Here is a 23,338-nt window from a genome sequence, read left to right as displayed (position 1 = left end):
GCGTACCGATCGGCCCGCCCTGTAGTGATCAATCTGGTGATTATCCAAGCCGTTTCAATGATGCCGCGGAACGGAGCATCCTCACGGACAGGCTCGCACCTGCACGCCTGCGAAATCATCGGCAATGCCGGCGACGCGCTTGCGTTCTTCTTCGGTCAGATCCTGGAACTGCCACGCCGCACGCGTGGTCTGCGGCCCGCGCGGGAGCACGCGGGCGCCGCGTACGCCCTGCTTGCCCAAGGAGGTAATCAAGCTTTGCGCCGCCGCCTCGGTCTTGAACACGCCCAGCGAGACCGCCCATTTCATCGGCCCCTCGCCCTGCATCACGAAGAAGTTGGACACGCCCTTTTCCTTCAGGTCGGCCACGCGCTTGTCGGCGCCTTCCTTGCCGCCGTTCGGGGGCAGGTAGACCAGGTGGCTGGTGATCTCCTGGTAAGGCACGGTGATGCGCGACTGGCGTTCGCCGAAGCCGAGGCGCGCGATCCGATTTTCGAAGCGGCGTGCGTCGCCCGCCGCGAAGCTGCCGGCCTGGGTGCAGGCGATGGTCGCCACCGGGACCGGAGCCGGTTCGGGCGGCGCTTCGGGCGCCGCCGGTGCAGTTTCGGCTTCCGCGGTTTCCGCGGCGGCGCGCGCCTCGGCTGCGCTCATGAGCACCATGCGCTCGCTGGCCAGCTGGGTCTTGAGGCGCTGCGGCTCGCGCTCGCCGCCCCCGACCTTGCCGAGGTAGCCCTGGCCGTAGGCGAACAGCGCGGCATTGGCGGCGAGCAGGGCCCAGAATAGAAATTTCAACAAGAACGCTCTCCCATGGTCATGCAATGCGTCATGCAATGGCGGCCGCGTGCAGGCCGACCAGCACGATATTATCGACCACGCGGTGCGGGAGCTTGAGGGCAGGGGCGATGTATGGCGCGGCGCCGCCCGAGACGATGCAGGCGCGCGCGCCATGTTCGCTGCAGGCGCGCTCGATCGCTCCTGCCTGCGCCGACAGGATGCCGGAGACGATCGCGTCGTCGGTGTTGTCGCCGAAGACCGGCGGCGGGGCCGAGCCGGGCTGCACCTGCGGCAGCTGGGCGGTATTGCGCGCCAGCGAGGTCGCCATCAGGACCAGGCCGGGCAGGATCATGCCGCCGATGAAGCGGCCGTCCTTCGTGACCGCATCGACCGTGGTCGCGGTGCCGCAGGTAGCGACGATCACGTCTTCGCCGGGCGCCAGCGCGCGCGCGCCGATGGCGGCGGCGAAGCGGTCGCAGCCCAGCTGGCCGGGGTTGAGGTAGCCGTTCTGCAGCCCCGCGCGTTCGGGCGTGGAGGCGAACCATTCGACCTCGATCCCGTCCGGCAGCGCGGCGGCGATGCGAGCACGCACTTCCGGGCCGGCCACGTTCGAGACCAGGACCCGCGTCACGCCCGCCGCGCGCCAGCTCGCGGCCATGGCGTCGAGCTGCGCGTGCGGCGCCCCATCCGCGGCTTCCCATGCGCCGAGCGCGGCGTCGCTGCCCACGACGGCCCACTTGATGCGCGTGTTTCCCGCATCGATCAAGAGCAGCTTCATGCCTTCACCCGCAGCGACACGTCGCCCGCCATGACGGTGATGCGGCCTTGCTCGGTATCGAGCAGCAGGCGCCCGGTGTCGTCGACGCCGGCCGCGCGGCCTTCGTGCAGCACCGCGCCGTTGTCGAGGATGACGACGGTCTCGCCCTGCCATGCATGGCGCAGGTTCCAGCGCACGCAGAAGGCGCCGAAGCCGTGCTGCGCGAACTGGCGCAGGCCCGCGGCCAGCGCGTCGAGCAGGGCCGCCATCAGGACGTCGCGCTCCATGCGCGCCAGCCAGGGCGCGCCGGCGGCGCTGCGGCCCAGCTGGGCCTCGACCTCGTCCGGCATGATCAGGTTCAGGCCGATGCCGATCACGGCCCAGACGCCGCCGCCCGGCGCCGATTGGGTCTCGATCAGGATGCCGGCCAGCTTGTCGCCATCCTTGAGCACGTCGTTCGGCCACTTGAGGCGGACCTGCACGCCCAGGCGGTCGAGCGCGTCGCCCAGCATTACGCCCACCGCCAGCGGCAGCCCGAGCAGGGCCTGCGGGCCGCCGTCGAACTTCCAGACGAGGGAAAAGGTCAGCGAGTTCTCGCTCGACGACAGCCAGCTGCGGCCCGCGCGCCCGCGTCCGGCGGTCTGGTGCTCGGCCACCAGCAGCACCGGCGCCGGGAGCGATGCCGCGCGGCCGAGCAGATCGGCGTTGGTCGATCCGGTCTGCGCCACCACTTCGACGGCGACGCCGGCACCAGACAGCGCGGCGATGCGGTCCGCGTTCATGCCTTGCTCCCGGCCTGCCGGCGCCGTTTGGTGGGCGCGCGCGAGAACAAGGCATCGAACAGGACGTTGGGCAGCAGGCGCAGTGCCTTGGCGGCGACGCCCATCTGCCAGGGCAGCACGCGGAAGCTGCGGCCGCGCGCGATGACTTCAAAGGCTTGCGCGGCGAAGCGTTCGGCCGGCATCAGGAAAGGCATGGGAAAACGGTTGTTGCGGGTCATGGGGGTATCGATGTAGCCGGGGGCGATGGTCACCACCCGGATGTTCGAAGCGTGCAGTTCGAGGCGCAGCGCTTCGCAGTAGCTGTGCACGGCCGCTTTCGAGGCGCAGTAGGCGCCGGCGCCGCGCATGCCGCGCATGCCCGCCACGCTGCCGATGCCGACCAGGCGGCAGGGCGTGCCCTGCACCTTCATCTGGAAGATGAAGGGCGCGAAGGTCGAGACGGTGGCGTTCACGTTCGTGGCGAACACGGTGTCGAACACCGGCAGGTCTTCAGGACGCTCGGTCAGGGTGCCGTGCGAGATGCCGGCGCTGGCGATGACGATGTCGGCGCCGCCGTGCGCGGCGATGAAGTCGGCGGCAGCTGCGCCAAGCGCCTCGCGGTCGAGCACATCGACCGCGTAGATGCGGTGCCGCTCGGGATGGGGAAGGGTGGCGACCAGTTCGGCCAGCGCGTCGCGCCGGCGCGCCAGCAGGCCGAGGACGGCGCCGCGCGCCGCGTATTCGCGCGCCAGGGCCGCGCCGATGCCGCTCGAGGCGCCGGTGATGAACACCCGGTCCGCGCGGCCCGGCGTCAGGGTCATTTCTTGTCGGCCCGCGCCCGCGCGACCAGTGCGTCCATCACCGAGAGGGTGCCGCCCAGGGCCGCGTCGCCGCTCATGCCGTTGGCTTCGTTGACCATGCCGGGAGACGTCAGGAAGCGGCCGTCGACCGCGATCATCGGCCAGTGGGTGATGCGGTAGCCTTCCATCATGGCTTGTGCGCGGCGCACCTTGGCCTGCACGCCAAAGGAGCGGTAGGCGTCGATGAACTTGGCGCGGTCGATGCCGGCGCGGCTGGCCCAGTCGAACACCTGCTCGTCCTGCGCCAGCGGCAGGTGGTCGACGTGCATCGCGTTGAACACCTTGTCGTGGTACTGCTCCAGCATGCCGAGCGACTCGAGCGTGAAGAACAGGCGCTGCTGCGCCGCCACCTGTTCGCCACGCGGCACGTGCACGCGGCGGAACACGATGCTGTCGCCCTGCTTCTTGACCCAGGCCGCCAGCTTCGGCTCGAAGGCGTAGCAGTGCGGGCAGTAATAGGCGAAGAACTCGATGACCTCGATCTTCTTGCCGCTGTCGGTCGGCTGCGGGTCGGAAAGCGCCAGGTAATCGGCGCCTTCCTTCGGTGCGGTCGGGGACGCGCCAGCCAGGCCGGCGGCGGCAAAGAGGAGGGCGGCACAGGTCAGGCGGCGCAGTGGCTGCATGGTTTTCCTTAACGCTGGTTGCGAACGATGGCGACGTCGATGCCGCTGTCGAGCAGCTTGGCGCGCGCCTTGTTCATGGCTTCGACCTGGTTGTAGGGGCCGACGCGCACGCGGTGCAGGACGCCGCCGTCGGTGCTGCGGTCGCTGATCGCGGCCTCGAAGCCCAGCAGCGCCAGCTTGGCGCGGGTGTTCTCGGCGTCCGACATTTCGCGGAAGGCGCCTGCTTGCAGGTAGTAGATGTAGCCGTCGGCGCCGGCCGGCGCGGCCGCAACCGGTGCAGCCGGAGCCGGGGCAGCCGCCGCCGCGGGAGCCGGAGCCGCTGCAGGCGCAGTACCCTGCATGCCGGCGATCGCCTGCCCCAGTGGATCCGAATCCGGCGCCGGCGCAGGCGCCGGTGCTGGTGCGGGAGCCGGACGGTTGGCGCGTTCGGTGATCTCGCGGTTCGCCTCGCGCGCGGCGTCGCGGTTGCCGTACAGCGGCTTGTTCGGATCGTTGGCCTGGCTCGGCGCCAGGTCGGCCGGACGGCCCATCTTGTTGGAGCGGTCGGTGAAGGGCGACTGGCCCTTGGTGATCACGAGCGCGACCACCACCGCGATTCCCAGGCCGATGATCAGGCCGATGATGATGCCGGTCAGGGTGCTGCCGCGCTGGCGCAGCGGAGAGAAAGTACGAAGGGTGGTCATGTTGCGATTTACTCTGAAGCTTCAGTAGGGGCGCGTTCCATCTTGCTTGGCGCGGACACGCCGATCAGGGCCAGGCCGTTGCGCAGCACCTGGCGGGTCGCCAGGGCCAGCGCCAGGCGCGCCAGTTTGAGGGGCTCGTTATCGTCCAGCAGCCACTTGTGCGCGAAGTAGTAGCTGTGCAGTTCTCCGGCCAGTTCGCGCAGGTAGAAGGCGACGTGGTGCGGGCTCAGTTCGAGCTTGGCGCGCTCCAGCATTTCCGGGAAGGCGGACAGCTTGGACAGCAGGCTCGCTTCGTGCGGTTGGTCCAGCAGCGACAGGTCCGCGCCGACCAGCTGCGATTCGTCGCCGCCCCAGTTGGCCAGCGCCGAGCAGATGCGCGCGTGGGCGTACTGCACGTAATACACCGGGTTCTCGTCCGAGGTCTTCAGCGCGACGTCGACGTCGAACACGAATTCGGTGTCGGCTTTGCGCGAGATGAGGAAGAAGCGCACCGCGTCGCGGCCGCGCGTGATGTCGCCGTTGCCCGACCATTCGATCAGGTCGCGCACGGTGACATACGACCCGGCGCGCTTCGAGATCTTGACCTCTTCGCCGTTCTTCATCACCGTGACCATCTTGTGCAGCACATAATCAGGATAACCGCGCGGGATACCAATATTGACCGCCTGCAGGCCGGCGCGCACGCGCGCGATGGTGCCGTGGTGGTCACTGCCCTGGATGTTGATGGCCTGGTCGAAGCCGCGGCGGAACTTCTGCATGTGGTAAGCCACGTCCGGCACGAAATAGGTGTAGCCGCCGTCCGACTTGCGCATCACGCGGTCCTTGTCGTCGCCGTAGTCGGTGGTCTTGAGCCACAGCGCGCCTTCCTGTTCGTAGGTGACGCCGGCATCGACCAGCGCCTGCACGGCCGCTTCGACCTTGCCGTCCGCGTACAGCGAGGACTCGAGGTAGTAGTTGTCGAACTTGACGCCGAAAGCCTGCAGGTCCTGGTCCTGCTCGTTGCGCAGGTAGGTCACGGCGAAGCGGCGGATCGATTCGATGTCCTCGACGTCGCCCGAGCCGGTGGCCGGTTCGCCGTCGCTGGCCGAGACGGTTTTCTTCGCCAGGAAGTCGGCCGCGATCTCGGCGATGTAGTCGCCGTTGTAGGCGGATTCGGGCCACTCGGCGTCGCCCGGCTTGAAGCCGCGCGCGCGCGCCTGGACCGAGGTCGCCAGGGTGGCGATCTGCACACCGGCGTCGTTGTAGTAGAACTCGCGGGTCACCTGATGGCCCTGCGACTCGAACAGGGAAGACAGCGCATCGCCCAGCGCGGCCTGGCGGCCGTGGCCGACGTGCAGCGGGCCGGTCGGGTTGGCCGAGACGAATTCGATGATCGCATGGTGGCCCTGGCCGGAGACGCCGCGGCCGAATGCCGGACCCTGCTCGAGCACGGTGCGCACCACCGACTGCTTGGCGCTCGCGGCCACGCGCAGGTTGATGAAGCCGGGGCCGGCCACGTCGGCCGACTCGACCAGGCCTAGCGCGCCGGGTTCGGCCAGCAGGGCGGCGACCAGGCGGGTGGCCAGTTCGCGCGGATTGGTTTTCAGGGGCTTGGCCAGCTGCATGGCGATGTTGCAGGCGATGTCGCCGTGGCTGGGGTCGCGCGGGCGCTCCAGCACGATGTTGGGAGTCAAATCGGTGCCGGCGACGATCGGCGCGAGGGCGGCCTGGAACAGGGCAACGATTTCTTGTTTTTGTTGGGCAAGCATGAGGATGTCGGTCTGATAAAAGAGGGCGCCCGCGGGCAGGCAAACAGCGACCATTATACTGGTTTGCCGAGGTACGGAAACATGTTCCCTGGAGCAGGCCTTGACGTCCGCGGGTTTACGTTTGTTTAAGCGGCGCCAAAGCCGATACCGTTACAATGAGGGCCTTTTTTGCACCTGTAGCGACCCTGCCATGACCGACAAGCGCCCGACGCTCACCCTGAAACCGAAAGCCAAGCCGGCGCGTTCCACCACGACGGAAGGCGGGCGGCCAGCCGGCGCCCGCACAGGAAGCACCGCGCCTGCCAAGCCGGCGCCAGCTCCGGCCGCCAAGCCGGTCTACCGCCCGTCGGCGGAGCGCGAGGCCGCGGTCGACGCCAGGGCGCGCCGCGCGCAGACTGAAGGAGATGCGCCGCGCCGCGCGCCGTACAAACCGGAAGCCCCGCGCCTGCGCGACAGCCACCAGGTCAAGGTCGCCCCGCAGCGCGACTACCGTCCCGACCTGAAGTCCGATTCGCTGGCACTGAGCCTGCTGGGCGCGGCGAACGCCGTGGCGCGCGTGCGCGCCGGGACCGCGCTGCCGCAGGCGCTGGCCGCCGTGTTCACAAGCTACGACGTCACCCCGCAGGCGCGCGGCGCGATCCAGGACATCGCCTACCGCACCATGCGCCAGCTGGGCCGCAGCGACATCCTGCTGGGCCTGATGACGTCCAAGGCGCCCGAACCGCCGATGCTGGCGGGCCTCTTGTCGGCCGCGCTGGCCCTGCTCGATCCGCCGGAAGGCACCCAGCCGCCCTACGAAGCCTTTACCGTGGTCGACCAGGCCGTGAACGCCGCCGCCAGCCATCCCGACTTCGCCCACGCCAAGGCGATGGTGAACGCGGTGCTGCGCCGCTTCCTGCGCGAGCGCGAGGCGCTGGTGGCGCAGGCGCTGCGCGAGCCGCTGGCGCGCTGGAACTATCCGCAATGGTGGATCGACAGCACCCGCACCGCTTACCCGCAGCACTGGGAAGCCATCCTCGCGGCCGGCAACGCGCACCCGCCCATGACCTTGCGTGTGAACCGCCGCCGCCTCGAGGTCGACGCCTATCTGGCAACGCTGGCGCAGGCCGGCATCGAGGCCAGCCGCGTGGGCCCGAGCGCGGTGCGCCTGGCCCAGGCCGTGAACGTCAGCCAGGTGCCGGGCTTCCACGACGGCGTGGTGTCGGTGCAGGACGCCGGCGCCCAGCTGGCCGCGCCGCTGCTCGACCTGCAGGATGGCATGCGGGTGCTGGACGCCTGCGCCGCCCCGGGCGGCAAGAGCGGCCACATCCTCGAGATGGCCGACGTCGAGCTGACCTCGGTCGACGCCGACGCCCAGCGCCTGGCGCGGGTGGGCGACAACCTGGGCCGCCTCGGCCTGCAAGCCACCCTGATCGCGGCCGAGGCCCAGGACAATGGCTGGTGGGACGGCCGTCAATACGACCGTATCCTGGCCGACGTGCCGTGCACGGCCTCCGGCATCGTGCGCCGCCACCCGGATATCCGCTGGCTGCGCCGCAAGTCCGATACGCTCCAACTTGCAACACTTTCCACGAAAATACTCGACAATCTTTGGCAGATGCTGCTGCCAAATGGTAAATTGCTGTTCGTGACATGTTCGCTCTGGCCCCAGGAATCGGAGGCGCAGGCCGCCGCTTTCGCGGCGCGCCATCATGCGATCCGCCTCGACGCGCCGGGCCAGCTGCTGCCAGCCAGCGGTGCCGCGCAGGATCATGACGGCTTGTTCTACGCCCTGTTCCAGAAAAACGCGGCGTGATGCCTTCCCGGCATCACGTTTAACCCAAGGCCCCGCCCACCCGTGACGTTACGATTCTTCTGCCTACTCGCCTGCCAGCTGCTGCTGGTCTTCGCGTGCGCGCAGGCACGGGCGGCCGACGGGGTCGACATCACGCAGGCCGACATCCAGCTCAGCGACGACGGCTACCGGCTCAACACCCGCTTCTCGTTCGACCTCAACCACGAGCTGCAGGAGGCGGTCCAGAACGGCATCAAGCTGCACTTCACCACCGAGATCGAGATGACGCGCCCGCGCTGGTGGTGGCGCGACGAAAAGGCGGTGTTCTCGAAGCGCACCATCAGCATCTCCTACGACGTATTGACCCGCCAGTACAATGTGTCGAGCGGGGGCACCGTGCCCCAGAGTTTCCCGACGCTGGACGAAGCCCTGTCGCTGATCCGGCGCCCCGCGCGCTGGCTGATCGCGCCCAAGGGCGCGCTCAAGGCGGGCGAGTCCTACGAGGTCTCGATCCGCATGTTCATGGACCGCGATTTCCTGTCCAAGCCGCTGCAGGTGAACGCCATCAACGATTCCAGCTGGCGCCTCGCTTCCAACCGCAAGACCTTCACCTACAAAGCGGGGCCAAGTGCGGGTTAGGTCGATCAACCGGGCGCTGCGCTACTCCCTGGTGGTGGTGGGCGCGATCGTCTCGATCCTGCTGTTCCTGCTCTCGACCGCTTCCGAGAATTCGGGTTTCTTCGACCGTTACTACACTTGGCTGCTGGGCGTGAACGCCGGCATGGCGGGGCTGCTGCTGCTGCTGGTGGTCATCGCGCTGGGGCGCCTGTATTCGCGCTACAAGGCCGGCAAGTTCGGCTCGCGCCTAGTGGCGCGGCTGGTGCTGCTGTTCGCCGCCATCGGCATCCTGCCCGGCCTGATCATCTTCATGGTCTCGGTGCGCTTCGTCGGGCACTCGATCGAATCCTGGTTCGACGTCAAGATCGAGGCCGCGATCGAGTCCGGCCTGAACCTCGGGCGCGCCGCGCTGGACGAGGCGGTCGCCGAACTGAGCGCCACCGGCCAGACCGCGGCCGCCACCCTGGCCGGCCAGGACGCGGTGATGGTGCAGGGCGTGCTGAGCGGGCTGACCAACGACGTGCGCGGCATGCAGAGCGTGATGCTGGTCGCCGCCGACGGCACCGTGCTCGCCTCCAGCGCCCAGGACCGCAACGCCAATTTGGAGCCAGATCGACCCACGCCCGAGATGCTGAAGTCCGCCGCGCTGCCGGGCGGCTATGCGCGTCCCGAGGGCAGCAGCGAAGGCGTGGCCAATGGGCCGAACGCGCTCGACGCCGCCACCGGCCTGCGCCTGCGGGTGGTGCTGCCGGTGCCCGAGCCGACCGGCCTGGAGCCGCGCTACCTGCAGCTGCTGCAGGCGGTGCCGGTGAACCTGGCCTCGAACGCGGTGGTGCTCAGGAGCGCTTCCGACGAATACCGTTCGCGCGCCCAGGCCAGGTCCGGCCTGAAGAAGATGTACATCGAGACGCTGACCTTGACCCTGCTGCTGGCGATCTTCGGCGCCATCGGCAGCGCCTTCCTCATCGCCGGCAACCTGGCGCAGCCGCTGCTGGTGCTGGCCGAGGGCACGCAGGCGGTGGCCGAAGGCGATCTGTCGCCGCGGCCGACGGTCGAGACCAACGACGAACTGGGCACGCTCACGCGCTCCTTCAACGCCATGACCGGCCAGCTGTTCGAAGCGAGGAGCGCGGTCGAGCGCAACCGCGCCGCGCTGCAGAACGCCAAGGCCCACCTGGAGTCGGTGCTGGCCAACATGTCGGCGGGCGTGATCGTGCTCGACGCGGAAGGGCGGGTGGTGAACTCGAACGACGCGGCGTATCGCATCCTGCAGGTCGAGCCGGGCGCGCTGGCCGGGCCGCTGGCCAGCATCGCCGGGCTGGAAACCTTCTATAACTGCGTCACGCGCGCGATCTCGGCGCAGAGCGCGCAGTCGGCCGCCGCGCCGCCGAACGGCGACCGGCGGCGCCGCGCCCACTGGCAGCAGCAGATCGAGATCCCGCGCCGCGGCACGGGCGACGAGCAGGACCACGACATCACCCTGCTGGCGCGCGGCTCGCGCCTGCCGGTCGGGTCGAGCAGCGGCTTCATCGTGGTGTTCGACGATATCTCGGACGTGATCGCGGGCCAGCGCTCGGTGGCCTGGGGCGAGGTCGCGCGCCGGCTGGCCCACGAGATCAAGAACCCGCTGACCCCGATCCAGCTGTCGGCCGAGCGCCTGCAGATGAAGCTCGAATCGAGCCTGCCGCCGCAGGAAGCGGAACTGCTGAAGAAGAGCACGACCACCATCGTCAACCAGGTCGACGCCATGAAGCGCATGGTCGACGACTTCCGCGACTACGCGCGCACGCCGCCGGCGGTGCTCGAGCCGCTCGACCTGAACGGCCTGATCGACGAGATCCTCCAGCTTTACCTGGCCGAGGACGGCTCGGACGTGATCCACGCCGCGCTGGCGCCGAGCCTGCCGCAGGTGATGGGCGACCCGACCCAGCTGCGCCAGGTGATCCACAACCTGGTGCAGAACGCCCAGGATGCGCTGGCCGACCGCGGCCCGGGCGCGCCGCCGGCGCGGGTCGACGTGGTGACGGAGGCGATCCATTACGAGGGCGCGGACGGCGCCGCCGGCACCGCGGTGCGCCTGGCGATCACCGACAACGGCCCCGGCTTTTCGCCGCGCATCCTGGCGCGCGCCTTCGAGCCTTACGTCACGTCCAAGGCGCGCGGCACCGGCCTGGGGCTGCCGATGGTCAAGAAGATCATCGACGAACACGGCGGCCGGATCGACATCGGCAACCGGGCGGACGGATGTGGCGCGGCGGTATTCATTTTGCTGTTAAAGTTAGCTCCCGAGGCGAACTTGGCTGAAATATAAAACACGCATAAAATCTCACTAAACAGTGATGCCGTCTGCCTTGGCGCAACGGCATTCACCAAGCGGGTAAGAGATCAGGAAGGCAGACAGATGGCGAACATACTCGTAGTGGACGATGAAATGGGCATCCGGGAGTTACTCTCGGAAATCCTTGGCGACGAAGGCCATGCCATCACGCTGGCGGAGAACGCGCAGCAGGCGCGCGAGGCGCGCGCAGCAGGCGCGCCCGACCTGGTGCTGCTCGACATCTGGATGCCCGACACCGACGGCGTCACCCTGCTCAAGGAATGGCAGCGCGACGGCCTGCTCACCATGCCGGTCATCATGATGTCCGGACACGCGACCATCGATACGGCGGTCGAGGCGACCCGCATCGGCGCCCTGAACTTCCTGGAAAAACCGATCGCCCTGCAGAAGCTGCTGAAAGCGGTGCAGCAGGGCCTGACCCGCGCCCAGGAAGTGGCGCGCGCGCCGCTGGCGCCGCCGCGCCCGGCCGTGGTCCAGAACACCACCATGCCGGCGATGGAAGCCGCCAGCGCGGCTGCGCCGGCGCCGATGTACACGCCGCAAGCCGCGCCGCTGGCGCCCAACGGCGCGCGCCTGGTACATGCGATCTCGCAGGGCGAGGGCACCGGCTACACGCTGTCCTTCGACCTGCCGCTGCGCGAGGCGCGCGACGCCTTCGAGCGCATGTACTTCGAGCACCACCTGGGCCGCGAAGGCGGCAGCATGACGCGCGTGGCCGAGAAGACCGGCCTCGAGCGCACCCACCTGTACCGCAAGCTCAAGCAGCTCGGCGTGGAGCCGGGCAAGCTCGCCAAGAAAGGCGGCTGATTGGCTTTACCTGGCTCGCGCCTGCCGACCACCCTGGTCACGGGTGCGAGCGCGGCGGCGCGCGAAGCGGCCATCGCCGCGCAGCTTGCCGCACTTCCTCCGCCTCCTGATGCCGCCTTCAGCGCGGTCATCCTCGAAGGGCTGCCCTCCGGCAGCTCGCCCCTCGATGCAAGGCCTTCCGTAAGACTTGTCCGACTCGCAGCCGGGTGTCCGTGCTGCGCCGGCAGCCTGGTTTTGCGTGTAACATTAAATCGTCTGCTGCGCCAACAGCCCGAACGTCTCTTCATCGGCATGGCGAGCGGAGAACACCTTGATCAGTTGCGATCGTGGCTGCAGGAAGCGCCATACGATCAGCTGTTGGCACTGGAATCCGTGGTCCGCGCTTGATGTCCTTCGTTGTTCGGTCTGCAAGCGAACGGCCTTGAAATCGGTCCAGCCAGCCCCACCTCTTTACCGAAGTGATCAGCCAGGCGCCCGCGCCGAGCGCCTGGCGAACAACCCACTCTGATCGAAGGAGTCATCATGAACATGATCTATAACAGCGAGCAGTACAGCGTCGTCGAATTCGGCGTGGATCGCGACCTCGAAGCCCTGCGCTTCGGCGGGTACGAGATCGTCGACAAGGCCGGCCGGCGCGAAGCGTTCATCGGCGGCAAACTGGCGCAATCCTTCCGCCGCGATGTGAACAACCTCATCGCCAGCGAGCCGACCATGGAAGAAATCGACGATTTCCTCGGTTCCTATGACACGCTGATGAGCCAGCCGGTCGTGCTGCACTGATTCATCCGGAAGCGCCATTGCCCGTTTCGAGGGGGTAGTGGTCGCGACGTCGGCACCTCTGGCGTGGTAAGCTCTCGCGCATGTGCCAACTTCTCGGAATGAACTGCAACGTCCCCACGGACATCGTCTTCTCGTTCACCGGCTTCGCCCACCGCGGCGGCCGCACCGACACCCACCATGACGGCTGGGGCATCGCATTCTTCGAAGGGTCCGGCGTACGCCACTTCGTCGACCACCAGGCCGCCATCGATTCGCCGATCGCGGAGCTGATCAAGCGCTACCCGATCAAGTCCACCAACGTCATCGCCCACATCCGCAAGGCCACGCAGGGACAAGTCGCGCTCGAGAACTGCCACCCGTTCGTGCGCGAACTGTGGGGCCGCTATTGGGTGTTCGCCCACAACGGCGACCTGAAGGATTTCGAACCCGTGCTGCACGGCCCGTTCCGCCCGGTCGGAAACACCGACAGCGAGCTGGCCTTCTGCTGGCTGATGCAGGAGCTGCGCAACACCTTCGGCGATACTTCGCCGGCCATCGACGACTTGCGCACCGCGCTCGAACGCCTGGTGCCGCAGGTCGCCGCCCACGGCACCTTCAACATGCTGCTGTCGGACGGCACGGCGCTGTTCACGCACTGCTCGACCAAGCTGTGCTACATCGTGCGCCAGTATCCTTTTACCGCCGCCTGCCTGTCCGACGAAGACCTGTCGGTCGACTTCTCGCAGGTGACCACGCCGAACGACCGGGTCGCCATCATCGTCACCGAACCGCTGACGAATAACGAAACCTGGACCGAGTTCGCGCCGGGCGAACTCAAGGTATTCGTGGATGGGCTGCCACAGTAAAACGGTGCTTCGTAGCAGATTGTTATCGTTTCACCAATAAATTGATGCCTGGAAAGCCATGAAGGCGGCAGATACGGTAAAGTGAGCGGGTTCGCGAGACAATTCACACGCCATGACCGATTCCGCCAGCCTCGACCAGGCTTCCCAGCCACTAAAACTGCGCAACTTCTACCTCGGACGCCAGCCGGTGCTCGACCGTAACCAGGCGCTGTACGGTTACGAACTGCTGTTCCGCGGCAGCGCCCAGGGCCCGGCCGAGATCGAATCGGGCCTGTCGGCCAGCGCCGGCGTCATCCACCACGCTTCGCAACTGGGCCTGGCGCGCGCGATCGGCGACGCCACCGCCTTCCTGAACGTCGACGAAGAAGTCTTGAAGAGCGATATGTTCGCCTTCCTGCCGCGCGAGCGCACCGTGCTCGAGATCGTGCGCTCGGTCGAGCCGAGCGATGCCGTCATCGCCCGCATGACCGAGCTGTCGCGCCACGGTTTCCGCTTCGCCGCCGAGGCCTCGGCCCACGGCAACGCGCTGGCGCGCCTGCTGCCGGTGATCGACTTCGTCAAGATGGACCTGCGCGAATTGCCGGTCGTGACCCTGCTGTCGCTGGCCCCGCGCCTGCGCGGCACGGGAAAACGGCTGGTGGCCGAGAAGGTCGAGACCCACAGCGAATACCGCACCTGCCTAGACATCGGCTTCGATTACTTCCAGGGCTATTATTTCGCGAAACCCACCGTCATCGCCGGACGCAAGCTGTCGCCCTCGCAGGCGGCGGTGCTGGACCTGATGAACCTGGTGACCTCGGACGCCGACAACATCGAGATCGAGCGCGCGGTGAAGAAGGACATCACGCTCGGCCTGAACCTGCTGCGCCTGGTGAACACGCCGGCCGCCGGGGCGGGGCGCCGCATCGAGTCCGTCAGCCAGGCGCTGGTGCTGCTGGGCCGCCGCCAGCTGCAGCGCTGGCTGCAGATCCTGCTGTATGCCGAACCCGGTGTGCGCGGGCACAACCTCAGCCCCTTGCTGATGCTGGCGACCACGCGTGCGCGGCTGATGGAGCTGCTGGCCCAGCGCCTGCGTCCCGGGCAGCGCAACGTCGCCGACGTCGCCTTCACGGTCGGCATGATGTCGCTGATGGATACACTGTTCTGCATCCCGATGCAGGACATCGTGGAGCAGATCCCGGTGATCGACGAGGTGCGCCACGCGCTCCTGGTGCGCCGCGGCTTCTTCGGCGAGCTGCTGCGCCTGGCCGAATCGATCGAGCGCATGGAAGACGCCCAGGACGAGGTGATGCCGGCGCTGAACGAACTGTCGATGAATGGCGACGATCTCGCCGAGCTGGAAGTGTCGGCGTTCGAGTGGAGCGACAAGGTCGTTCGTTACGCGATTTGACCGGGTGGGCGGCCATGCCGCCCACGTGCCACCCTACAAATTCGGGGCGAGGTGGCGTTCCAACTCGGACTTGTCCATCCCGCGGCGCGCGGCCATGTCCACGACCTGATCGTCGCCGATCTTCCCGACCACGAAGTACTTCGACTCCGGGTGCGCGAAGTAGAAGCCCGACACCGCCGCCCCCGGGAACATCGCATACGACTCGGTCAGCTCCATGCCGATTTCCTCGGCCTGCAGCGTGCGGAACAGCTCCGCCTTCACGGTATGCTCCGGGCAGGCCGGATAGCCCGGCGCCGGGCGGATGCCCACGTACTGCTCACCGATCAGCGCCTCGTTCGACAGATCCTCGTTGCTGGCATAGCCCCACAGATCGGTACGCACGCGCTCGTGCAGGTACTCGGCAAAGGCTTCGGCCAGGCGGTCCGCCAGGGCCTTGAGCATGATCGACGAATAGTCGTCGTGCGCCGCTTCGAAACGCTGCTCGTGCTTCTCGATGCCGAGGCCCGAGGTGACCGCGAACATGCCGATGTAATCCGCAATGCCGGATTCCTTCGGCGCCACGAAATCGGACAGGCACTGGTTCGGACGCTGCACGCCGTCGATCACCGGCTTCACGCCCTGCTGGCGCAGGCCGTACCAGGTGAAGGCCACGTCCTGGCGCGATTCGTCCGTGTAGATCTCGATGTCGTCGTCGTTGACGCTGTTCGCCGGCAGCAGCGCGATCGCGCCGTTGGCGGTGAGCCAGCGGCCTTCGATGATCTTCTTGAGCATGGCCTGGCCTTCCGCGAATACGCGGGTCGCGGCTTCGCCGACCACCTCGTCGGTGAGGATGGCGGGGTAGGGGCCGGCCAGGTCCCAGGTCTGGAAGAACGGACCCCAGTCGATGTAGCGCGCAAGCAGGCCCAGGTCGACGTTCTTGAAGACGCGGCGGCCGATGAACTTCGGCTTCGCCGGCGCATAGTCCAGTTTCGCCTTGTTGGCGCGCGCCTGTTCGAGGGTGACCATCGGCAGCGCCTTCTTGCCGGCGTGCTGGATGCGGATGCGTTCGTAGTCCTGGGCCAGTTCGATGATGTAGGCGTCGCGCGTCTCGTCGGTTAGCAGTGACTGGCCCACCGACACCGAGCGCGAGGCGTCCGGCACGTAGACCACCGGGCCGTCGTAGTGCGGCGCGATCTTCACGGCCGTGTGCGCGCGGCTGGTGGTGGCGCCGCCGATCAGCAGCGGAATCTTCTTTTCGCGGAAGTAGGGGTCGCGCTGCATCTCGCGCGCCACGTGGGCCATCTCTTCCAGCGAGGGCGTGATCAGGCCGGAGAGGCCCACGATGTCGGCTTCTTCTTCCTTGGCTTTCGCCAGGATGTCGGAGCAGGGCACCATCACGCCCATGTTCACGATCTCGAAGTTATTACATTGCAGGACCACCGAGACGATGTTCTTGCCGATGTCGTGCACGTCGCCCTTCACGGTCGCGATCACCATCTTGCCCTTCGGCTTGGAGACGATGCCTGTACGCTGCTCTTCCAGCGCCTTCTCTTCTTCGATGAAGGGCACCAGGTGGGCCACGGCCTGCTTCATCACGCGCGCCGATTTCACCACCTGCGGCAGGAACATCTTGCCCTGCCCGAACAGGTCGCCGACGATGTTCATGCCGTCCATCAGCGGGCCTTCGATCACGTGGATCGGGCGGCCGTTCGCGTTCAGCACCTGCTGGCGCATCTCTTCGGTGTCCTCGACGATCCACTGCGTGATGCCGTGCACCAGCGCGTGCGCCAGGCGCTTCTCGACCGGGGCGTTGCGCCATTCCAGGTTCTGTTCCTGCTTGCCGCCGCCGGCTTTCAGCGTCCCGGCGAATTCGATCATGCGCTCGGTCGCGTCCTCGCGGCGATTCAGGACCACGTCTTCGACGCGCTCGCGCAGCTCCGCGGGCAGGTCGTCGTAGACGCCGACCATGCCGGCGTTGACGATCCCCATGGTCATGCCGGCCTTGATCGCGTGGTAGAGGAAGACCGTGTGGATCGCCTCGCGCGCCGGGTCGTTGCCGCGGAAGCTGAACGACACGTTCGAGACGCCGCCCGAGACCTTCGCATGCGGCAGGTTCTGGCGGATCCAGGCGGTCGCTTCGATGAAGTCGTTGGCGTAGTTGTTGTGCTCTTCGATGCCGGTGGCGATCGCGAAGATGTTCGGGTCGAAGATGATGTCTTCCGGCGGGAAGCCCACTTGCTCGGTCAAGACCTTGTAGGCACGCTTGCAGATCTCGACCTTGCGCGCGAAGGTGTCGGCCTGGCCGGTTTCGTCGAAGGCCATCACGATGACGGCGGCGCCGTAGCGGCGGCACAGCTTCGCCTGGCGCAGGAATTCCTCTTCGCCTTCCTTCAGCGAGATCGAGTTGACGATGGCCTTGCCCTGCACGCACTTCAGGCCCGCCTCGATCACGCTCCATTTGGAGGAGTCGATCATGATCGGCACGCGCGAGATGTCGGGTTCGGAAGCGATCAGGTTCAGGAAGCGCGTCATCGCCGCCTGCGAGTCGAGCATCGCCTCGTCCATATTGATGTCGATGACCTGGGCGCCGTTCTCGACCTGCTGGCGCGCCACCGACAGCGCCTCGTCGAACTGCTCGTTCAGGATCATGCGCGCGAAGGCTTTCGATCCGGTGACGTTGGTGCGTTCGCCGACGTTCACGAACAGCGACTCGTCGTCGACCGTGAAGGGCTCGAGGCCCGACAGGCGCATCGCGACCGGGATCTCGGGGACTTCGCGCGGCGCCTGGGTTTCCAGGATCTTCGCAATGGCCGCGATGTGGTCGGGCGTGGTGCCGCAGCAGCCGCCTGCGATGTTGACGAAGCCGGCGTCGGCGAACTCGCGCAGCAGGGCCGAGGTGTCGGCGGGCAGCTCGTCGAAGCCGGTGTCGCTCATCGGATTGGGCAGGCCGGCGTTCGGGTAGATGCACACATAAGTGTCGGCGATGCGCGAGAGTTCCTCGGCATAGGGGCGCATCAGCGCGGCGCCGAGCGCGCAATTCAGGCCGATGGTCAGCGGCTTCGCATGGCGCACCGAATTCCAGAAGGCGGGCACGGTCTGGCCCGACAGGATGCGGCCCGAGGCGTCGGTGACGGTGCCCGAGATCATCAGCGGCAGGCGCGGGGTGTCCGGGTTTTCCTCGAAATACAGGTCGATCGCGAACAGCGCGGCCTTGCAGTTCAGGGTGTCGAAGATGGTCTCGACCAGCAGCACGTCGGCGCCGCCCGCCACCAGGCCGCGCACCTGCTCGTGGTAGGACGCGACCAGCTGGTCGAAGGTCACGTTGCGCGCGGCGGGGTCGTTCACGTCCGGCGAAATCGACGCGGTCTTCGGGGTCGGTCCGAGGGCGCCGGCGACGAAGCGCGGCTTGTCCGGCGTACTGTATTTGTCGCAGGCGGCGCGCGCGAGCTTCGCCGCTTCCACGTTCATCTCGTAGGCGAGATGCGCCATGTGGTAATCGTCCTGGGCCACGCCGGTGGCGCCGAAGGTATTGGTCTCGATCAGGTCGGCGCCGGCGGCCAGGTAGCGTTCGTGGATCTCCTGGATGATCTGCGGCTGGGTGAGGGTGAGCAGTTCGTTATTCCCTTTCACGAACAGCTCGCGCTGGGCCGCGCCTTCGGGCGGGACGAAGCTTGCAAAGCGCTCGCCGCGGTAGGCCGCTTCGTCGAGCTTGTACTGCTGGATGATGGTGCCCATCGCGCCATCCAGGATCATGATGCGGCGCTTCAGGATACCGCGCAGCTGATGTTCTACCTTGGACATCGGGGAAATGTTTGGGTGGCGGGCGTTCATGATGGTGTTCTCGATACCGGCAGGGTGTGGAAACGGCGGGCCGTGTTGGCTGGACGACCTGAAATTATACGTCATGACGCCGCCTTCCTCTGGATGAGGCGGAAATGCGGTTTTGTGTATGTATCGTTATGTATGGAAATCGCAAACTGATACATGACGTTACAAAACCCGCCCGAATCGCAATCTTTACGTTACATACACGGACGACAATTACCCCATCGCCACAACGCTGGCGAAGTTTTTAACGGGATGATTGCATGAACAAAGAATATGTACCGGATTGGGATCAACCGGTGAACCGCATCGAGGAATCGGCAGTCGCCGTGAAGCCGCAGACGATCAACGGCGTGAAGCAAATCGTCACGATCCGCCTGGACGTGGACATGCTGGAGTGGTTCAAGTCGGCTGGCCCGGGTTACCAGACCCGTATCAACCAGGTGCTGCGCGAGTATATGGAAGCGCAGCGCGCCGCCAAGGCGGAGTAAGTATATATCGGGGCAATGCCCCGATTTTCTTTTGGGCGTGCGATGTCGATGTGGATGTCGCAGGGTGGTCGGCTCTGCCGACCGTCCTGGGAAAACCGTGGATTCCAGCGTTACGAGAAAGTCTTCCCACTGAGAGGGAAGCTTTTGAGGAATTCGGCGGCAGGCAGGCGCTTGCCACCCGGCTTCTGCAACTCCAGCAGGCGCAAGGCGCCTTCACCGCAGGCGACCACGATGCCGCCAGCATCGGCCGCCAGCAACTGGCCCGGCGCACCCTGGCCGGCCACCAGCTCCGCATTCCACAGCTTGACCGTCACGCCATCCACCAGTCCCTGCGCCCCTGGGAAGGGATTGAACGCCCGCACCCGGCGCCACAGCACCTCGGCCGGGAGACTGAAATCGAGCTTGGCTTCTTCCTTGGCAATCTTGGCCGCATAGGTCACGCCTTCTTCCGGCTGCGGCACGCTGTCCAGCTGCCCTTGCTCCATCTTGCGCAGCGCGGCGACGATCATCCGGCCACCGAGCGCGGCCAGCTTGTCGTGCAGGCTGCCGGTGGTGTCGGTATCATGAATCGCGACACGCTCCATCAGCATCATCGGCCCGGTATCGAGCCCTTCTTCCATGCCCATGATGGTCACGCCGGTTTCCACGTCGCCGGTTTCGATCGCGCGATGGATCGGCGCCGCCCCGCGCCAGCGTGGCAGCAGGGAACCGTGGATATTGATGCAAGGCTTGATGTCGAGGGTGCTGCGCGGCAGGATCAGGCCATAGGCCGCCACCACCATCACGTCGTAGTCGAGGCCCAGCAGGCGTTCGTGGGCGGCGCGCGCTTCCTCGGCGCGCTGCGGATCCTTGGCGTCCATGCGCAGGGACAGCGGCTGCGCCACTTCCATGCCATGCGCCAGCGCATACTGTTTCACGGCGCTGGCCTGCAGCTGCATGCCGCGCCCGGCCGGACGGTCCGGCTGGGTCAGCACCAGGGGAATCTCGAAGCCGGCCTCGTGCAGGGCGCGCAGGGCGACCGCCGCAAATTCGGGCGTACCCGCGAAAACGACCTTCATCAACGGCGCGCGCTGCGCTGGGCGGCGTCGCGTTCCATGCCGCGCTCTTCCTTCTGCAGCTTGGCCTTGATGCGGTTGCGCTTGAGCGGCGACAGGTATTCGACGAAGACCTTGCCCATCAGGTGGTCCATCTCGTGCTGCACGCACACGGCCAGCAAGCCGTCGGCGTCGAATTCGAATTCCTTGCCCTCGACGTCATGGGCCTTGACCTTGACGCGCGCCGGGCGTTCGACGCCGTCGTAGATGCCGGGCACCGACAGGCAGCCTTCGTCGTAGACCTGCTTCTCGTCGCTGGCCCAGGTGATTTCCGGGTTCACCAGCACCAGCAGCTGGTCGCTGGTCTCGGACACATCGATCGTGATGACGCGCTCGTGCACGTCGACCTGGGTCGCGGCCAGGCCCACGCCGGGAGCGTCATACATCGTGTCGGCCATGTCCGCGACCAGCTTGCGCAGGCGCTCGGTGCCGAATTCGGTGACCGGCTTGGCGACCTTGTGCAGGCGCGGATCGGGATAGCGGAGGATCTTCAGTAAGGCCATATCAGGACGGATTCAGGGGTAATAACAGTTCAATAAGGGATTCATGCACGAACGGAAATGCAACACTCGCCGGCCCTGCCGGGACGCGGTTTGTCTTGCTGTTTCGGGGATTTGTGTGCAGAATTTGATTCAGTACGGCAACCTTTGTCGATCAGGAAGCGATTCTTCGTGCTCCGAATCACTCGGAACGCGACGACGCACTGTCAGCGAATCGGCCGGCCATGCCGGTCCATCACGCAAAACGACGCAATAACGGACGTCTCAATGAAAAATTTTAGCACAGTCGTGAGCCGTGCTGCTGCCGCGGCGCTCCTGGCGCTCGCCGCGGCCGGCCCCGCCGCGGCCGCAACGTGCACATTCCGCCCGAACGCCCCCGACCAGCACGTCGTGGTCAAGGGCGATACCCTCTGGGATATTTCCGGCACCTTCTTGCAGAACCCCTGGTGCTGGCCGCAAGTCTGGGGCATGAACCGCGACGAGATCCGCAATCCGCACTGGATCTATCCGGGCCAGATCATCTATTTCGACCGCGCGCGCGGCCGCCTGTCGCTGAACCGCCCCGGCAGCGATGGCAGCGATGGTTCCAACCTGCCGCTGATCAAATTATCGCCGCAACTGCGCACCGAATCGCTCGACCGCGACGCCATCCAGGCGATCCCGGCCGGCCAGATCGAGCCCTACCTGACCCAGCCGCTGATCGTCGAGCCCGGCGTCATGGCGCGCGCGCCGCGTATCGTGGCCTCGCAGGAAGGCCGCGTCTACCTCGGCAGCGGCGACCGCGTCTATGTCGTGGGCCGCCTGAATGGCGTGCGCAGTTTCCAGGTGTTCCGTCCGGCCAGCGCGCTGCGCGACCCGGTGACCCGCAAGGTGCTGGCGCACGAAGCGACCTATGTCGGCAGCGTCAGCCTGGACATCGAGGCCAAGCCCGGCGTCGATGCGCATGCCTTCCGCGTCACCGAGACCAAGCAGGAAATCGGCGTCGGCGATTTGCTGGTGCCGCTGCCGCCGCCGCCCGTGCGCAACTACATGCCGCATGCGCCGGAAGGGACGATCGATGCGCGCGTGATGTCGATCTATTCGGGCGTGACGCACGCCGGACAGAGCCAGGTCGTGACTGTCAACCGGGGTTCGCTTGACGGACTCGATGTCGGCTCCGTGCTGGAGCTTTATCATCTCGGGAAGAAGGTTGCGGACCCGGCAGCGCGGGGCATGTTCCGCAGCCGCCAGCGAATCAAGCTGCCCGACGAGCAATATGGCAGCCTGTTCATTTTCCGCGTGTTCGACAAAGTCTCCTACGGCTTGATCATGCAAGTCACGGCGCCGGTGGAAGTCGGCGACGTGGCGCGTTCGCCGGAGCCCATTACGGAGTAACACCGCCGTGCACGACACGGACCCCATCCCGCCAGACGGTCATGCTGATCTCCTCGCCGACTGGATCCGCCTCGCCGAGGCGCCGGGCGTGGGGTGCCGGACCGCACAGCTCTTGCTTGAACGTTTTGGTTCGCCGGCATCCATCCTGCGCGCCGGCCGCGCGGCGCTCGCGGCCCACGTGCCGGCCGGCGTCGCCGCGGCGCTGTCCGCACCGCCGTCCGTCGAGATCGCGCGCCTGGTCGAGCAGACGCTCGACTGGCTGTCCCAGCCTTCACACCACATCCTCACGCTGCACGACGCCGATTATCCGGAGTCGCTGCGCCACATTCCCGATCCGCCGCTGCTGCTCTATATAAATGGGCAGCGCGAACGGCTGCAGCAATCGCTGGTCGCCGTGGTCGGCAGCCGCAACGCCAGCACGCAGGGCCGCGCCAATGCCGAGAATTTTGCGCGCGCCTTGTCGGAAGCGGGGCTGTGCGTGGTGTCCGGCATGGCGCTCGGCATCGATACCGCGGCGCACGAAGGCGCCTTGCAAGGCGCGGGTTCCACCATCGCCGTCATCGGCACCGGCATCGACCGCGTCTACCCGGCGCGCAACCGCGCGCTCGCGCACCGCATCGCGGAGCAAGGCTGCATCGTCAGCGAATATTCGCTCGGCACGCCGCCGGTGGCCAACAACTTCCCGCGCCGCAACCGCATCATCAGCGGCATAACAGCGGGCGTGCTGGTGATCGAAGCGGCGGCGCAATCGGGCTCCCTGATCACGGCGCAGATGGCGGCCGAACAGGGCAGGGAAGTGTTCGCCTTGCCCGGCTCGATCCATTCCGCCTTGGCCAAGGGCTGCCATCAATTGATACGCGAAGGTGCGCGCCTGGTCGAGACGGTGGACGAAGTGCTGGACGCGATGCGCGTGTCGCCCCTGGTGCGGCAGGCCGCGCCGCCCGTGCTCGAACCGGACAGCCCGCTGCTCGCGGCGCTCGGGCACGACCCGGTCGAACCGGATGCCTTGCTGGAACGCCTCGACGGCGATGCGGCAGCGCTGGCCGGCGAACTGCTGGCGCTGGAACTGGCCGGCCTGATCGAGCGCCTGCCCGGCGGCCGCGTGCAGCGCGTGGTGCGTGCCGCGTGCAGCGCGTGGTGCGTGCCGCGTGAAGGCGCGTAGCATGCGTATGCTTTGCACATGCCGCTTGCATGGGATGGTGCGAAAAAGAATTTCCTGATTGAGATGATCTAATGAAACGTATGGTCTTGATTTCATTGGAAATCGAGAAAACTGAATGAACGGATAAGGCCGCGATACAACGAAATCCGCGCACGGCG

The 23,338-nt window shown here is 66.8% G+C and carries 21 protein-coding genes; 11 read left to right on the top strand and 10 right to left on the bottom strand.

Annotated features, from left to right (window positions below):
- Nucleotides 1–81: 81 nt before the first annotated feature.
- The 7 genes from LQ564_RS18525 to argS are packed head-to-tail and all read right to left on the bottom strand — an operon-like array spanning nt 82 to nt 6,203.
- Nucleotides 82–792: an SPOR domain-containing protein gene (locus tag LQ564_RS18525; RefSeq protein ID WP_231059591.1), complete on the bottom strand. Its 711-nt coding sequence runs from the start codon at nt 790–792 to the stop codon at nt 82–84.
- Between the two features lie 28 nt (nt 793–820).
- Nucleotides 821–1,549: a type III pantothenate kinase gene (locus LQ564_RS18520; protein ID WP_231059590.1), complete on the bottom strand. Its 729-nt coding sequence runs from the start codon at nt 1,547–1,549 to the stop codon at nt 821–823.
- Complete coding sequence (locus tag LQ564_RS18515) at nt 1,546–2,310, bottom strand: biotin--[acetyl-CoA-carboxylase] ligase (RefSeq protein ID WP_231059589.1); 765 nt, start codon at nt 2,308–2,310, stop codon at nt 1,546–1,548. Before LQ564_RS18515 ends, LQ564_RS18520 begins: the two co-directional genes overlap by 4 nt.
- Nucleotides 2,307–3,110, bottom strand: a complete 804-nt coding sequence (locus tag LQ564_RS18510) for an SDR family oxidoreductase (protein WP_231059588.1) — start codon at nt 3,108–3,110, stop codon at nt 2,307–2,309. The genes LQ564_RS18515 and LQ564_RS18510 overlap by 4 nt, the downstream gene beginning before the upstream one ends.
- Nucleotides 3,107–3,772, bottom strand: coding sequence for a thiol:disulfide interchange protein DsbA/DsbL (locus tag LQ564_RS18505; protein ID WP_231059587.1), 666 nt, complete (start codon nt 3,770–3,772; stop codon nt 3,107–3,109). The genes LQ564_RS18510 and LQ564_RS18505 overlap by 4 nt, the downstream gene beginning before the upstream one ends.
- Before the next feature lie 8 nt (nt 3,773–3,780).
- Nucleotides 3,781–4,455, bottom strand: coding sequence for an SPOR domain-containing protein (locus tag LQ564_RS18500; RefSeq protein ID WP_231059586.1), 675 nt, complete (start codon nt 4,453–4,455; stop codon nt 3,781–3,783).
- Between the two features lie 8 nt (nt 4,456–4,463).
- Nucleotides 4,464–6,203: an arginine--tRNA ligase gene (gene argS, locus LQ564_RS18495; protein WP_231059585.1), complete on the bottom strand. Its 1,740-nt coding sequence runs from the start codon at nt 6,201–6,203 to the stop codon at nt 4,464–4,466.
- Between the two features lie 190 nt (nt 6,204–6,393).
- Here argS and rsmB point away from each other — a divergent pair, with 190 nt between their 5' ends.
- The 8 genes from rsmB (at nt 6,394) to LQ564_RS18455 (ending at nt 14,755) form a co-directional block, all read left to right on the top strand.
- Nucleotides 6,394–7,998: a 16S rRNA (cytosine(967)-C(5))-methyltransferase RsmB gene (gene rsmB, locus LQ564_RS18490; RefSeq protein ID WP_231059584.1), complete on the top strand. Its 1,605-nt coding sequence runs from the start codon at nt 6,394–6,396 to the stop codon at nt 7,996–7,998.
- A 42-nt stretch (nt 7,999–8,040) separates the two neighbouring features.
- Entirely contained in the window at nt 8,041–8,616 is a 576-nt protein-coding gene (locus LQ564_RS18485; RefSeq protein WP_231059583.1) for a DUF4390 domain-containing protein, read from the top strand.
- Nucleotides 8,606–10,906, top strand: a complete 2,301-nt coding sequence (locus tag LQ564_RS18480) for a sensor histidine kinase (protein ID WP_231059582.1) — start codon at nt 8,606–8,608, stop codon at nt 10,904–10,906. The genes LQ564_RS18485 and LQ564_RS18480 overlap by 11 nt, the downstream gene beginning before the upstream one ends.
- Nucleotides 10,907–10,996: 90 nt before the next feature.
- On the top strand, nt 10,997–11,740 hold the full coding sequence (locus tag LQ564_RS18475) for a response regulator (protein ID WP_231059581.1): 744 nt from the start codon (nt 10,997–10,999) through the stop codon (nt 11,738–11,740).
- A complete protein-coding gene (locus LQ564_RS18470; protein ID WP_231059580.1) occupies nt 11,741–12,127 on the top strand; it encodes a P-loop NTPase family protein in 387 nt (128 codons plus the stop codon).
- Nucleotides 12,128–12,262: 135 nt separating this feature from the next.
- Nucleotides 12,263–12,520, top strand: a complete 258-nt coding sequence (locus LQ564_RS18465; RefSeq protein ID WP_027865841.1) for a BTH_I0359 family protein — start codon at nt 12,263–12,265, stop codon at nt 12,518–12,520.
- Between the two features lie 80 nt (nt 12,521–12,600).
- Entirely contained in the window at nt 12,601–13,365 is a 765-nt protein-coding gene (locus LQ564_RS18460) for a class II glutamine amidotransferase (RefSeq protein ID WP_231059579.1), read from the top strand.
- A 112-nt stretch (nt 13,366–13,477) separates the two neighbouring features.
- On the top strand, nt 13,478–14,755 hold the full coding sequence (locus tag LQ564_RS18455; RefSeq protein ID WP_231059578.1) for an EAL and HDOD domain-containing protein: 1,278 nt from the start codon (nt 13,478–13,480) through the stop codon (nt 14,753–14,755).
- Nucleotides 14,756–14,788: 33 nt separating this feature from the next.
- Here LQ564_RS18455 and metH read toward each other — a convergent pair whose 3' ends face one another.
- Nucleotides 14,789–18,535 carry a methionine synthase gene (gene metH / locus LQ564_RS18450; RefSeq protein WP_231059638.1) on the bottom strand — a complete coding sequence of 1,249 codons (3,747 nt, stop codon included), beginning with the start codon at nt 18,533–18,535 and terminating at the stop codon, nt 14,789–14,791.
- 287 nt (nt 18,536–18,822) lie between these two features.
- Here metH and LQ564_RS18445 point away from each other — a divergent pair, with 287 nt between their 5' ends.
- The gene (locus LQ564_RS18445) at nt 18,823–19,050 is read left to right on the top strand and encodes a BrnA antitoxin family protein (RefSeq protein ID WP_231059577.1); all 228 of its coding nucleotides are present in this window, start codon (nt 18,823–18,825) and stop codon (nt 19,048–19,050) included.
- Between the two features lie 110 nt (nt 19,051–19,160).
- Here the strand turns inward: LQ564_RS18445 and fmt are convergent, their stop codons facing one another.
- Both fmt and def read right to left on the bottom strand, forming a co-directional pair.
- Nucleotides 19,161–20,108: a methionyl-tRNA formyltransferase gene (fmt, locus tag LQ564_RS18440; RefSeq protein ID WP_231059576.1), complete on the bottom strand. Its 948-nt coding sequence runs from the start codon at nt 20,106–20,108 to the stop codon at nt 19,161–19,163.
- Nucleotides 20,108–20,647: a peptide deformylase gene (def, locus tag LQ564_RS18435; protein WP_231059575.1), complete on the bottom strand. Its 540-nt coding sequence runs from the start codon at nt 20,645–20,647 to the stop codon at nt 20,108–20,110. Before def ends, fmt begins: the two co-directional genes overlap by 1 nt.
- 264 nt (nt 20,648–20,911) lie before the next feature.
- Here def and LQ564_RS18430 point away from each other — a divergent pair, with 264 nt between their 5' ends.
- Together LQ564_RS18430 and dprA are read left to right on the top strand one after the other, a co-directional pair.
- Nucleotides 20,912–22,018 (top strand): LysM peptidoglycan-binding domain-containing protein, encoded by a 1,107-nt coding sequence (locus tag LQ564_RS18430; protein WP_231059574.1) that lies wholly within the window; start codon nt 20,912–20,914, stop codon nt 22,016–22,018.
- Nucleotides 22,019–22,025: 7 nt separating this feature from the next.
- Nucleotides 22,026–23,180 carry a DNA-processing protein DprA gene (gene dprA, locus LQ564_RS18425; RefSeq protein WP_231059573.1) on the top strand — a complete coding sequence of 385 codons (1,155 nt, stop codon included), beginning with the start codon at nt 22,026–22,028 and terminating at the stop codon, nt 23,178–23,180.
- Nucleotides 23,181–23,338 lie beyond the last annotated feature (158 nt).

It is taken from the genome of Massilia phyllostachyos (assembly GCF_021044825.1).
In the GTDB taxonomy this organism is placed as follows: Bacteria; Pseudomonadota; Gammaproteobacteria; order Burkholderiales; family Burkholderiaceae_D; genus Telluria; species Telluria phyllostachyos.
Note: the sequence above shows the minus strand (reverse complement) of the source record. Positions and strands in the feature narration are given on the sequence as shown.

Excerpts from the sequence above, each read along its gene's own strand:
- LQ564_RS18430 (WP_231059574.1), top strand. The coding sequence starts at position 20,912 with ATGAAAAATTTTAGCACAGTCGTGAGCCGTGCTGCTGCCGCGGCGCTC.
- LQ564_RS18475 (WP_231059581.1), top strand. The coding sequence starts at position 10,997 with ATGGCGAACATACTCGTAGTGGACGATGAAATGGGCATCCGGGAGTTA.
- LQ564_RS18460 (WP_231059579.1), top strand. The coding sequence starts at position 12,601 with ATGTGCCAACTTCTCGGAATGAACTGCAACGTCCCCACGGACATCGTC.
- def (WP_231059575.1), bottom strand. The coding sequence starts at position 20,647 with ATGGCCTTACTGAAGATCCTCCGCTATCCCGATCCGCGCCTGCACAAG.
- LQ564_RS18500 (WP_231059586.1), bottom strand. The coding sequence starts at position 4,455 with ATGACCACCCTTCGTACTTTCTCTCCGCTGCGCCAGCGCGGCAGCACC.
- LQ564_RS18455 (WP_231059578.1), top strand. The coding sequence starts at position 13,478 with ATGACCGATTCCGCCAGCCTCGACCAGGCTTCCCAGCCACTAAAACTG.
- LQ564_RS18505 (WP_231059587.1), bottom strand. The coding sequence starts at position 3,772 with ATGCAGCCACTGCGCCGCCTGACCTGTGCCGCCCTCCTCTTTGCCGCC.
- LQ564_RS18445 (WP_231059577.1), top strand. The coding sequence starts at position 18,823 with ATGAACAAAGAATATGTACCGGATTGGGATCAACCGGTGAACCGCATC.
- fmt (WP_231059576.1), bottom strand. The coding sequence starts at position 20,108 with ATGAAGGTCGTTTTCGCGGGTACGCCCGAATTTGCGGCGGTCGCCCTG.
- LQ564_RS18515 (WP_231059589.1), bottom strand. The coding sequence starts at position 2,310 with ATGAACGCGGACCGCATCGCCGCGCTGTCTGGTGCCGGCGTCGCCGTC.
- rsmB (WP_231059584.1), top strand. The coding sequence starts at position 6,394 with ATGACCGACAAGCGCCCGACGCTCACCCTGAAACCGAAAGCCAAGCCG.
- LQ564_RS18510 (WP_231059588.1), bottom strand. The coding sequence starts at position 3,110 with ATGACCCTGACGCCGGGCCGCGCGGACCGGGTGTTCATCACCGGCGCC.
- metH (WP_231059638.1), bottom strand. The coding sequence starts at position 18,535 with ATGTCCAAGGTAGAACATCAGCTGCGCGGTATCCTGAAGCGCCGCATC.
- argS (WP_231059585.1), bottom strand. The coding sequence starts at position 6,203 with ATGCTTGCCCAACAAAAACAAGAAATCGTTGCCCTGTTCCAGGCCGCC.
- LQ564_RS18465 (WP_027865841.1), top strand. The coding sequence starts at position 12,263 with ATGAACATGATCTATAACAGCGAGCAGTACAGCGTCGTCGAATTCGGC.
- LQ564_RS18520 (WP_231059590.1), bottom strand. The coding sequence starts at position 1,549 with ATGAAGCTGCTCTTGATCGATGCGGGAAACACGCGCATCAAGTGGGCC.